General features: G+C 32.2%; 9 protein-coding genes and 1 pseudogene. 9 read left to right on the forward strand and 1 reads right to left on the reverse strand.

What is annotated here, in order from left to right:
- Positions 1–18 precede the first annotated feature (18 nt).
- The 6 genes from ACW0JX_RS12235 (at position 19) to ACW0JX_RS12260 (ending at position 8,602) form a co-directional block, all read left to right on the forward strand.
- Entirely contained in the window at positions 19–822 is an 804-nt protein-coding gene (locus ACW0JX_RS12235; protein WP_080469929.1) for a class C sortase, read from the forward strand.
- 153 nt (positions 823–975) lie between these two features.
- Entirely contained in the window at positions 976–2,931 is a 1,956-nt protein-coding gene (locus ACW0JX_RS12240) for an MSCRAMM family protein (RefSeq protein ID WP_459245720.1), read from the forward strand.
- A gap of 156 nt (positions 2,932–3,087) precedes the next feature.
- Positions 3,088–3,651 (forward strand): class I SAM-dependent methyltransferase, encoded by a 564-nt coding sequence (locus ACW0JX_RS12245; RefSeq protein WP_459245721.1) that lies wholly within the window; start codon positions 3,088–3,090, stop codon positions 3,649–3,651.
- A gap of 239 nt (positions 3,652–3,890) precedes the next feature.
- Positions 3,891–4,370, forward strand: coding sequence for an SRPBCC family protein (locus ACW0JX_RS12250; RefSeq protein WP_095690869.1), 480 nt, complete (start codon positions 3,891–3,893; stop codon positions 4,368–4,370).
- Between the two features lie 79 nt (positions 4,371–4,449).
- Positions 4,450–7,620 carry an ATP-binding cassette domain-containing protein gene (locus ACW0JX_RS12255; RefSeq protein WP_459245722.1) on the forward strand — a complete coding sequence of 1,057 codons (3,171 nt, stop codon included), beginning with the start codon at positions 4,450–4,452 and terminating at the stop codon, positions 7,618–7,620.
- 172 nt (positions 7,621–7,792) lie between these two features.
- A complete protein-coding gene (locus ACW0JX_RS12260) occupies positions 7,793–8,602 on the forward strand; it encodes a MerR family transcriptional regulator (RefSeq protein WP_459245723.1) in 810 nt (269 codons plus the stop codon).
- Positions 8,603–8,865: 263 nt separating this feature from the next.
- Here the strand turns inward: ACW0JX_RS12260 and ACW0JX_RS12265 are convergent, their stop codons facing one another.
- Positions 8,866–9,582, reverse strand: a complete 717-nt coding sequence (locus ACW0JX_RS12265; protein ID WP_048558502.1) for an SDR family oxidoreductase — start codon at positions 9,580–9,582, stop codon at positions 8,866–8,868.
- A gap of 353 nt (positions 9,583–9,935) precedes the next feature.
- On the opposite strand from ACW0JX_RS12265, the gene ACW0JX_RS12270 reads away from it, so the two are divergent.
- From ACW0JX_RS12270 to ACW0JX_RS12280, 3 genes and pseudogenes are all read left to right on the forward strand, one after another.
- Positions 9,936–10,274: a winged helix-turn-helix transcriptional regulator gene (locus ACW0JX_RS12270; protein WP_459245724.1), complete on the forward strand. Its 339-nt coding sequence runs from the start codon at positions 9,936–9,938 to the stop codon at positions 10,272–10,274.
- Positions 10,275–10,407: 133 nt separating this feature from the next.
- A pseudogene (locus ACW0JX_RS12275) lies at positions 10,408–11,161 on the forward strand (class I SAM-dependent methyltransferase).
- Positions 11,162–11,297: 136 nt separating this feature from the next.
- Positions 11,298–12,131, forward strand: coding sequence for an alpha/beta fold hydrolase (locus tag ACW0JX_RS12280; RefSeq protein WP_459245725.1), 834 nt, complete (start codon positions 11,298–11,300; stop codon positions 12,129–12,131).
- Positions 12,132–12,143: the final 12 nt, after the last annotated feature.

Here is a 12,143-nt window from a genome sequence, read left to right on the forward strand (position 1 = left end):
ATATACAGAGGTGGAAATATGAAACGAAATCTTGTTTTGGGAGGTATTTTTTTATTTGGATTAGGTGTTTTTTTATATCCTACTATTAGTAATTGGTTGGCGACTCGTGCACATTATTCTGAGATTAGCTCTTACGATAAGAATATCAAAGCATTACAAAAGAAAGAAGTCGAACGTAGGGAAAAAGAAGCAGCCGAATATAATAAACAAGTTCACACTTCCACGAAAACATTTACTGATCCATTTTCTGAAAAAAAAAGTAATCATCGAGCATATGCTGATGCGTTAAATTTAGGAGATGTAATGGGGTATATTGAAATATCGAAAATCAATATAAAACTGCCAATCTATCAAGGGACATCTGAGGAAGTATTGAGCCGCGGGATAGGTCATTTAGATTTTTCTTCGCTCCCGATAGGTGGAGAAAATACGCACACTATTTTAACAGGGCATCGTGGTTTACCATCAGCAAAATTATTTACAGATTTAGATAAGTTGAGTGAAGGAGATCTTTTTTATATTCATTCTTTAGACAAAGTTCTTGCTTATAAAGTAGATCAAATTAAAGTAGTGTTACCACACGAAACGGACGATCTACAAATTGTAGAAAATAAAGATTATACAACTTTAATTACGTGTACGCCTTATGGAGTAAACACCAATAGATTGCTAGTTCGAGGTGTGCGTGTGGAGTTAAACGAGAAAGAAAAACAAAAAGTGAGTACAGAGATATTTATATTTAATAAGTGGACTGTAATAGTTCCAATCCTATTGTTATGTGTGTTTCTAGTCGTAATTTATAAGAAAAGGTTAACTCGATAGAATGTATTTATTTATCCTGCATTAATGGGAAGTGGGAACGGAAATTCAGAGATAAGTAAAGAAAGTATATAAAGGATGAAGTAAATCCTCATTGGTGAATATGTCATTTTATTCGACTATAGAAAAAATACGGTAAAGGTGGGAACAAAGGAATTGAGGCTACGATTAAAGCTGGTAAGTATTCATTTTATTGTTTTGTTAATGTTAAGTGTAAGTTTTGTCGTATATGTACCAAAAGAAGCATATGGATCCACGACAAACCTAGAAAGTCTAGGTGATATATCGCGTTATAATGCTGTTGTCTTTGGTAACCATAAAGCAATAGGTGGTGACATTGAAGGAGCAATCGCAGTTCAAGGTGATATGGATGCATCGGGGTATACGATTGTAGGTGCTGCAGCGGGAACCTCTAATATAGTAGGTGAAAAATGGGTTGATGAGGGATATCCGTCCTTGTTATTGTCTGGAAAATTTAAGAAATCAAGAGAAGAATCTTTTATCATTCAAAACGGAATAGTCGTAATGACAAAAGAGAGTGATCCAGATCGCATCATACAATCTTCTTATGATCATATCGTATATAAAGAAAAACTAGAAATTGACGCGAAATTTAATGAATTTCGCAATATAGTGAACCAAGTCAGTAAAAATGCTGGTCAATATAAAACGAATACCCCAATTCCAAATATGAGTTATGGAATCGGAAAAGATATAAACAATTCTAATATTTATGTTTCATCAGAATTGACAGGGAAAATCAATTTAGATATAAGAGATGTATTTTTACCGAGTGCTAAGGACAAAGATTTTATTGTTATGTATTCGGATGCAACAGAGGTTACATTTAAAAATGGGTCTATTCTATATGACACGAACAATATTGGAAGGGCTACAGATATAGTTCCTACATCACAACCATATTCTCCTAATTCCCCGTTTACTGAGCTATATGGGAAAGTGATTTGGGTTTTTCCAAATGCGAAAAAAATTATAACAGAGGGATATGGTGTCGTTGGTAGTGTGTTTGCCCCCAATGCTGTATTAGAAACAAAAGGCGGTTCGATTAATGGACAAGCATTTGTCGGTGCGGTACAACAAACTGGTGGATTTGAATTTCACAATTTCAAATTTAACTGGCAACATTGGAACAAGCCTAGTACAGGAAAAATAAAAATAAAAAAGGTTGATAGTAATAATGTTAATAAAAAATTGGTCGGAGCAAAGTTTCATATAGAAGATTCAAATAAAAAAGTAGTTGGAGAACTAGTAACAAATGAAGAAGGAGAAGCGATATCAAAAGACTTACCAAAAGGAAACTATACCCTTGTAGAAATAGAATCGCCAAAAGACTATGAATTATTAAAAGATAAAGTAGCTGTAAAAGTAGAAAAAGATGCAGTAGTAGAAATTAAAATAGGAAATAAGAAATTGCCAGATCCAATGGGGAAAATAAAGCTTGTGAAAGTAGACATAAGTGATAAAAATAAAAAGCTAGCAGGGGCAAAGTTTCATATAGAAGATTCAAAAGGAAAAATAGTTGGAGAACTAGTAACAAATGAAGAAGGAGAAGTAGTATCAAAAGACTTACCAAAAGGAAACTATACCTTAGTGGAAGTAGAAGCACCTAAAGGTTACGAATTATTAAAAGAAAAAATAACTGTAAAAGTAGAAAAAGATGCAGTAATAGAAATTAAAATAGGAAATAAGAAATTACCAGATCCGACTGGACAATTTGAAATTGAGAAAGTTGATGATAAGGATATCAATTTAAAACTACAAGGCGCTATATTTCAAGTCTTAGATAAAGAGGGTAAAGAAGTGGCTAGATTAACAACGGATGAAAAAGGAAAGGTGATTTCCAGTCAATTAGTACTTGGAAAATATACGATAAAAGAAATAAAAGCGCCAAACGGATATGTGTTACTTAGGGATCCAATAGAAATAGAAATTACAGAAGCAGTAAAGACACAAAAAATAACAGTGAAAAATGCGAAGAATAATTGGGTAATTCCTAATACTGGTGGGAGCGGAACAACAATTTTTTACGTAATTGGTATTATGCTAATGTTTGCTGTGCTATATTTCTGTAAGAAAAATCGTATATTATGAACTAATTTTATAGAGTTAGACAGATCGTTGCGTTAGAGAGTTTTTAGGACATGAGTTCGGTATTGTACTGGACTCATGGTACTAAATTTGTTAAAGGAGGAAGGATAATAGGAAACATAGAATATATTAATGAATTAAAATATTTAAGAGGTGAACATGGTGGCAATAAAACAAGACGAAATTAAAGTAGTTGTCGGAGCTGGAGTGTTTAATAATAATCCAGGTTGGATTCAAACGCAAGAAGATGAACTTAACTTACTAGATAAAGCTACGTGGGAAGAAAGATTTGAATACAACACTATTTCAGCTATTTTAGCTGAGCATGTATGGGAACACCTTACTTTTGAAGAAGGTGTAAGAGCAGCTGAAATTTGTTATGAATTTTTAAAACCATCTGGTCATATTCGGTGCGGAGTCCCTGATGCATTCTTTCAGGATGAGGCATATCAAAATATAGTTCAAATAGGGGGACCCGGTCCGAAAGATCATCCAGCAGCAAGTCATAAAATCGTTCATAATTATATAACATTAACGAAAATGTTTGAAACTGCTGGATTCGAGGTAGTTTTACTTGAATATTGTGATGAAAATGGTCGGTTTTATTACAACGAATGGGATGCAAACGACGGTGTTATTTTCCGTTCGAAAAGGTATGATTCTAGAAATAAAGGCGATAAACTTGGTTTTCCATCGCTAATTGTCGATGCGATTAAGCGTTAATCATACAACAAAACAGGAGTTAATCCTATGATTTCATAAGTCGCAAATGCGGCTTTTTTATTTGTACGTAAATCTATATTTAATTTTCAATATTATATAACTCGATTTAGAAAATATTTAAGTTTTTCTCAGCACCATTCACTTTAAATTAACACTTCGTTGTCATAAATATTTATTTTATATTTATATTCGTGTAAAATGAAGTGAGAACATACATTCTATATAAGGAGGCAATCAAAATGATAGCTGAAATTGGGAAACTAACTGATGGATATATTGTAAAATTTGAACGCGAATTTCCATATACGGTAGAGGAAGTTTGGTCTGTATTAACAGAAAACAGTAAGCTGAAAAAATGGATGCCCAATTTACAGATTGAAAGCCTTAAAACTGCTGGAATAATAAAGTTCGACATGATGGACGGTTCATTCATAAATATTGATATTTTAGAGTGTCAACTAAACTCAGTACTTGAATTTACTTGGGATAAAGACCGTGTCAGATTTGAAATACATAATGAGGAAAATGGTACTCTTTTACTTCTTAAAGAGTACATTCATGAATTAACAGATCATACACCGAGAGATGTAGCTGGTTGGCATATTTGTTTAAATCTTTTTTCTTTCGTTTTAGAAGGAGAAGAGAAAGAATTTTCTAAAGATGAATGGCAACAGTGGTTTGAAATATACAAGGATAAGATTCATGAAGTGAGAGGATAATTGCATAATAGGTAATATTCATTATGTAATTATTATATTGTAAAAATGCTTTTGTGAATAAATAAGAATAGAGGTTAATATGAAAGTAAATCAATTAATTGCTAATAACATAAATAAATTAGATGCAACTATACCGTTTAATAAATCGTTTGGAATTGCTGGTTTATCTGGATCGGGTAAAACAACTTTTTGCCAAACAATTGGTGAAGAGTCAAAAAAACGATTAGTTTCTTTATTACCAAAGGCTGAATATCAATATTTATTTCCTAACATTATGGAAACAAATTTTAGTGCCATTAAGATGGAAGAAATGCCTTTAGTACTTTTTCTAGGAAAATCATCGATTTCGTCTAATCCGCGTTCAACGATTGGTACTCATACTGGTGTTTTTACAGAGGTTCGGGAAAAACTTGCTGAAGTATTTAATCTTTCTCCAGAGGTCTTTTCATTTAATAATCAATTAGGCTGGTGCACTGGTTGTAAAGGCCGTGGTACTACAAAAAATGTTGAGTGTAAAAAATGTAAGGGAAAACGTTATAGTGAAGAAATTGAACAATATGAAATTGATTTGTTGGCCAAGCCACATTCAATTTCAAATATTAATGATTTAAGTGTTGAATCTATTCTTTCACTAGCAAAAGAATTAAATATTAGTGAAGAAAAACAGCATATACTGCAAAATATTATTAATATGAACATTGGTTATTTAACATTAAATCGAATTATGGGTACGTTGTCAGGTGGAGAGTTAACACGACTTTATTTGGCTGAATTCATGGCAGTAAGTGAAAATGCTGTAATTATTATTGATGAGATTTCAGTTGGACTTGATCATGAAACATTATTACAAATTTTAGAAGAGATAAAACGATTAGGGTGTAAAAATCAAATTTGGCTTATTGATCATTCAGATACGGTACTAGATACAACTGATGAGCAATTGTTCTTTGGACCTGGTAGCGGAAAATATGGCGGGAAAATTGTGGAAGAATCACCAAGACCAAAGTCAATACTGTGGGATCGAAATAAAGAAATACCAACAGAATTTTATACATTCTATGATTTATATTGCCGTAATATCCAAATAGCTGAGTTTCAAATTCCTAAAAACAGGCTTGTAACAGTTACAGGAGAATCAGGATGTGGGAAATCTACACTTGTCAACGAATGTCTAGCTACAGATTTTTTGAAACGATATCCAAAAGATAAATTAGTTATGGTAGGACAAGACCGAAATCAATCAATTACAAGTCGATCAACTGTAGCAACTTTCCTAGATATTAAAAAGAAACTGACAAAGTATAGTGAAGACATTGATGATATTTTTGAGCGCTCGATTGAGGATATTATTGATGAACTTCCAAATGAAGATATCGCTTATAAACGTTTGAGCCTACTAATTAAATTAGGACTTGGCTATTTAACATTAGAGAGAAAAACACAAACATTATCGACAGGTGAGTTTCAATGTGTTCATTTAGTTTCGGAATTATTTGCAAACACTAGAAATCCACATACATTATTTATTTTTGATGAGCCTTCAAAAGGTTTATCACAAAATATTTTAAATCAATTTATCGATAGTATTAGAGGTATTCTGCAAGATGAATCAGTTTCGATCATTATGATTGAGCATAATCGTTACATGTTAGAAAGCTCTGATTATATAGTTGATTTTGGAAAAAGGCAGAATGAATCTATAGAGCATTTGGATGTTGTCAATCATGAGGATTACTATCGTCAAAAAAGTAATGTGAATAGCACAGAGAAAATACACATCTCTTCAATGCTTAAGCAGAAAAAAGGGGTTCACTATTTAGAAGAAAATCATATTAACTATTTTAAAAATGCCGAAAATATTTATAAGGGCGGTATTTTAAAAAGTTTATCATCAATGGCTAGGTTAATTTATGGTGAATATGAATCTAATACAATCGCACCTGTTATTGCTATTGATCTTGAAAGACATTTATATAGTCAATATAGTTTCTTATATGAGATTGGTGGATTAATTAATCATATTGTAGCTGCTCATCCAATTAATAAAGATACGAGAAGTTTTGATTTCTATTCACAGGACAATCATTGTCCATCTTGTTCTGGACGTCTTCAAATTGAAGTTTTTGATAAAGATATTGCCATTCAAGATAAAAGTGTTCCATTTTGGGATGGGCTATTCGATCCAGAAATCATGAAGGTATTAAAATTTTATCAGCATGAAAAAATAGAATTTCTATTCGAAGAAATAAAAAATGAGCTTGGTCACGATTTGTCAAAGAGCTATAATGATATGTCAGAAGAAGAAAAGCATACGTTTTGGTACGGATATTTTGAAAAATCATTTTATGATAAAAAAGGAAAGACACGCAGAACATGGGTAGGGTTTAATACAATTATTGGTGGATATATTGTTATTTCAAAAGCACCTATTAAAGAAGAAATTAAGAGTTTAAAAAAAATGATGAAATGTCCAATTTGTGAGGGGACGGTTTTAAATCATCATAAGCCACTTAAATTTGGTAACGTAGATATTCGTGAAATAATCAATCAGCCTATTAATAAAGTATTGAAAACAGTTGGTGATTTACCGGCACTTGTTAAATTGAAGTCTATTGTTGGTGGCGATATGGTATTGACGGAAGATGTTTCTTTATTGCCAAGAAAAGCACAAGTTGCATTGAAAATGTTTGAATTAGAACAAGCAAGCTTTTCAAACTATGAAATGGTGTTACAAAATGTCTTACCATTCTGGAGCGAAATAAAAGGAAATATCGAATCCATTAGTGTTAATAATCAGGTAACTGTTTGTGATTTCCCTAATGTTTATGAAACGAGAGAAACCATTATAGATAAGTATTTCACAAATGGTAAATATAAAAAACTTACGTATGTATACGAAGCGTTTGGATACAAAAAATTAGTTACCCAAATTAATAAAATTAAAAAGAATAATCCATGTCCATTTTGTAAAGGTAAGAAAGTGATAGCCGAAGATAATCTACATGATGGTGTCTTTAAACTAACAATTCCATGTGTAACTTGTAATGCAAGTGGTATTAATGACGAAGGGTTAAAAGAAGTTGTTGAGGGCGTGGATGTACAAACATGGTTAACTGGAAAAGTTAGTGATGTTGTGGATGAAAGCTTATTAACAGAAGCTGTTGCGCAAATACCAATTTTTAATCGTATTCGTGAGTTGAATAAACGAGATATGATGGCGGTTTATGAATGTCTTGATAAAAATAACTAGTGATGATTTGTCAATTGCAGTAGTCATAAAAACAGGAATATAGGTTTTTAATTATATAAATATAACATGTTAAATTGTTATTTAAATCGTTAAAAATAGTTGACCCTCACATAATGTCATTGTTTATGATAAAGTTGAGCTTCAAAGTAGATGTAACTTATAGGAGGAAATCATGTTTAAAATAGGGGATTTTTCTAAACTATCTTCCATTAGCATACGTATGTTGAGACACTACGATAAAGTGGAATTATTACAACCAGTAAAAGTCGATGAGCAGAGTGGATATCGATTTTATTCAGCTGACCAATTAAAAAAGGTAAATCAAATTCAAACATTAAAAGCTATGGGGTTTAATATTGCTACCATCAAAGAAATAATAGAATGCGATAATATAGATAGCATAAAAGAGCAATTTTTAAATCGTAGTGCTCAAATTAAAGAAGACATGAATAACCTCCAAAAACAATTACGTCTCCTCGAAGACTCAATGAAAACGATGAGAGAGGATGTTGTTGAGATGAATTATCATGTTTCAATAAAAGAAATTCCAGAAAGAACTGTAGCTAGTGTTAGAAAGATTATTCCATCGTATAATTGCGAAGGTGATTTATGGAGTATATTAATGCAAGAAATTCAAATGAAAAATATTAGTATTGCCCAACCGAGTTATAGTATTGCGGTTTTCCATGATCGTGAATACAAAGAAAATGATGTAGATATAGAAATACAGCTAAGTATTCTAGGTAAGCACGAAAATACAAAAGACGTTACATTTAAAAATATGAAATCAACCAATGTAGCTTCTATAACAGTTAATGGAAGTTATGAACAGATGACAGCTGTAAATGAGGCTGCGGCAAAATGGATTGAGACAGAGGGTTACAAATTAGCAGGCCCGATGTTTAATATTTATCATGTGAGCCCAGCGATGGAATCGGATCCTAAAAAGTGGGTTACAGAAGTTTGTTATCCAGTTAAATGATGATAAAGAAAAAAGGCATTATTTATATGCCTTTTTTCTTTGTAAACTTATCCATAAATATCAAGACATATTACTTCGAGATTCGATTCGTCAACTACTAGCACAATTTTATTTGCAAATGTACAAAATGAGCGGATTGTAATGAATCATCTAAAAACCAACCAGTTGGTACTAAAGTAATGTAATCATCTATTTGGAAATTTCAGCAATGTTTAAATGAGCAACAAAAGCCACCGTAATAAGGGGCTTTTGTCTTAAATAATTTAATGATATGTGTACCCTCCATCAGGAAACAATACATTACCCGTAGTAAAACTATTTTGCATTAAATATAGGACAGTATGTGCAATTTCATCATTATATCCAGCTCGTTGTACAAGTGAAAGAGATTTATAAGCTTCGTAAGCAACTAGTCTATTTTCATTTTGTTCATTCTCTCTTTGTATCGTTCCAGGAGAAACAACATTAACTCTTATAGGAGCTAATTCAACAGCTAAAGCTTTCCCTAAACTTTCAATAGCACCATTGCAAGCTCCATAAGCAGGTGCGCCTTTAAGTGGTCTTTGACTAAATGCACCGGACATTAACACGATAGATCCAGAGTTTGAAAGAAAAGGAATTGCATATTTTACGGCATAATATTGAGGCCAAAACTTTCCGATGAAGCTACTTTCAGCAATTTCCTCTGTAGAGGTAATTGGTCCAAGTGTGTAAGAGGCTCCCGGTGTGAATAAATGATCAAAGTTCCCAACTGTCTTGAAAAAATTTTGTAATTGCTCTTTATTTTGATTATCCAATATATAAGTTTGAAGATGATTGTTATTTATTACTTCTCGAGCAACTTTTAATTTTTCTTCCGAGCGTCCGGCAATAATAACATGTGCGCCTTGTTTAATTGCTTGTGTTGCTGTTGCTAATCCAATACCAGAACTCCCGCCAATGATAACAATACGGCTATTTTTTAATGTAGTAATAGACATATTTTAGCCACTCCTTTAATAAAAAATTTAGAATATAACTAACTGTGCTATGCTTTTATTATTCGCTAAAAGGGAGCAAGTGAAAAGTACGCACTTTATATGTACATAGTCGCAAATTTCGTACTAATCGCTATACATGCGGATAAGTAATAGGGAAAATTTCTAAATATGGTTTATCCCGCATTAACGGGCAGTAAAACTCTCACCTCAAAGTTAGGAAAATGCAAGGAAGTTAGGTAAGAGATCAATTGCCCGTAAAAGCCCGATTGGTTCAACTAATAATCAGTGTGGGATGAACAAAACCCCCACTGATTAAAGTTTCATTTTATGATATCTGAGGAGAGGTGAGAAAAATGGATTTACAAGAACCGAAGTTAAAAGGGGTAATAGCAACATTACAAATAATCGGTGGGAAATGGAAGCCACTCATTTTGTTTATTTTGCTAACAGATGGAATGAAACGTTTTGGTGAATTAAAGCGATTGATACCAGATATATCTCAAGGGACGTTAGCGAAGCAATTACGTGAATTAGAGCAAGATCAACTAATAAAACGCGAAATTTATCAAGAAATACCACCTAAAGTAGAATATAGCTTAACTGAACATGGAAAAACAGTCAGTACTGTTTTGGATAGTATGTGTAGTTGGGGAAGAGGGCATTTAGAATATATAGATAAAGATAAACTATAAAAATCTTATGTAAACTTATTGTAGTGTGAAGGGAAATGTTGTTTTAATAATTTGTATTTTATAATATATAATTAAGGAGTGTCGTAGGTTATTATACATATTTAATTTATTTTTACAAAGGGGAAGTAATAAGATGAACGAATTAGAGTATAAAAGCTTCTATGATAAAGTAGGAAGATTAAATGGATGGGATTTTAGCAAAATAAAATGTTGAAACTGTAGGAGATACATGGGACTTTTACAGTGAGGTAAAAGAAAGGTGTAAACCATCACATATTTTACTTGATGTTGGTACAGGCGGAGGAGAAAATGTACTTAACATAGCATCATCAGCTAAATTGTTGATTGGAATTGATAATTCTAACGGCATGATTGCAACGGCACATTCTAACTTGAAAAAATCAGGTGTACAAAATGTTGAGTTTCTTCAAATGGGTTCTGAAGCTTTAACATTTCCACATGCACATTTTGATATTGCTTCAAGTTGTCATGCCCCGTTTCTGGCATCTGAGTTAGCGAAAGTAATGAAAAAGGGTGCCTTTTTCTTAACACAACAAGTAAGTGAGAATGATAAATTAAACCTGAAAGAAGCATTTGGTAGAGGACAATGCTTAGGTGAACGGGATGGTACTTTAAAAGAAAAGTATATGAATGAACTTATTAGTGCAGGATTTGATCTCGTGCAAGTACGTGAATATGATGTTACTGATTATTACAGTAGGTCTGAAGATCTCATTTTCTTATTAAAACATACCCCTATTATTCCTAGATTCGGAGAACAGGAAGAGGATTTTACTATTTTACAAAAGTTCATTGATACGTATAGTTCTGAAAAAGGGATTCGTACTAATTCAAAAAGATTTATGATTATTGCTGTTAAATTATAATGTATTTTAGTGTAAAAGCTGCTTTTCATTTAAAGAAAAGCAGCTTTTTGTGTGGAAAAGAATACAGGAAATACTTGAAAATAATAGAAATAAATAAAGTGTAAATTAAAAAATCAAAATATGGAGGATAAATGTTTTGAAACGTTACTATATTAGCAATGAAAAAATAAATGTACATATTACTGAATGGGGGAATAATGACAAGCCCGTTATCTTTTGTTTACATGGACTAGGTAGTACGAGTTTAAGTTTTATAGAAATTGCTGAGGAATTAAAAGAAGAGTATAGATTTATCTCCGTTGATGCACCTGGACATGGTAAAACACCCCCATTTGAAAGAACAGAAGGTTATAAGATGCACAATTTAGCAAATTGGTTAAATGAAATAATAAATGAATTGAGAATCGAATACTTCTATTTTCTATCACATTCATGGGGAAGTTTTGTAGCGTTATTTTATTTGTTAAATCATCCAGAAAAAGTACAAGGAAGTATTCTTATTGATGGTGGATATCAAACAAAAAGGCTTAAAGAAGAAACGTTGGAAGAAGAAATTGCTTATTATGAAAAGGACTTTGATGAATACGTTTTTAATAATTGGGACGAATTTTTCAAAAGTGAAAAAGCAGCTTATACTAGGTGGTCTTCATTGTTAGAAGTTGCTGTAAAGGATCTAGGGATCGAAATGGATAATAAAGTATGGTGGCATGCCAGGGGAAATACAGCTAGTAATATAATAAGAGGTATGCATAAAGATGAAACAATAGATATATATGAGAAGCTACCGGCTAATATTGTATTACTTCGAGCTACAGTCCCACAAGTTTGGGCGGATTATAGAGATAAGACAGCAAATGTTTTTAAAGAGAAAACGGACAGTATAGTAAAAGTAATTCCTGATACTACACACATGTTGCACTGGGATAAACCAGAAATTGTTATAGCGGAAATAAAAAATAATTGGAGCTAACATATTCATACT

The organism is Bacillus sp. C-3-6, assembly GCF_054509685.1.

What these genes read in the sequence shown, in the direction of transcription:
- ACW0JX_RS12235 (WP_080469929.1), top strand. Translation starts at nt 19, where the DNA reads ATGAAACGAAATCTTGTTTTGGGAGGTATTTTTTTATTTGGATTAGGT.
- ACW0JX_RS12245 (WP_459245721.1), top strand. Translation starts at nt 3,088, where the DNA reads ATGGTGGCAATAAAACAAGACGAAATTAAAGTAGTTGTCGGAGCTGGA.
- ACW0JX_RS12250 (WP_095690869.1), top strand. Translation starts at nt 3,891, where the DNA reads ATGATAGCTGAAATTGGGAAACTAACTGATGGATATATTGTAAAATTT.
- ACW0JX_RS12255 (WP_459245722.1), top strand. Translation starts at nt 4,450, where the DNA reads ATGAAAGTAAATCAATTAATTGCTAATAACATAAATAAATTAGATGCA.
- ACW0JX_RS12260 (WP_459245723.1), top strand. Translation starts at nt 7,793, where the DNA reads ATGTTTAAAATAGGGGATTTTTCTAAACTATCTTCCATTAGCATACGT.
- ACW0JX_RS12265 (WP_048558502.1), bottom strand. Translation starts at nt 9,582, where the DNA reads ATGTCTATTACTACATTAAAAAATAGCCGTATTGTTATCATTGGCGGG.
- ACW0JX_RS12270 (WP_459245724.1), top strand. Translation starts at nt 9,936, where the DNA reads ATGGATTTACAAGAACCGAAGTTAAAAGGGGTAATAGCAACATTACAA.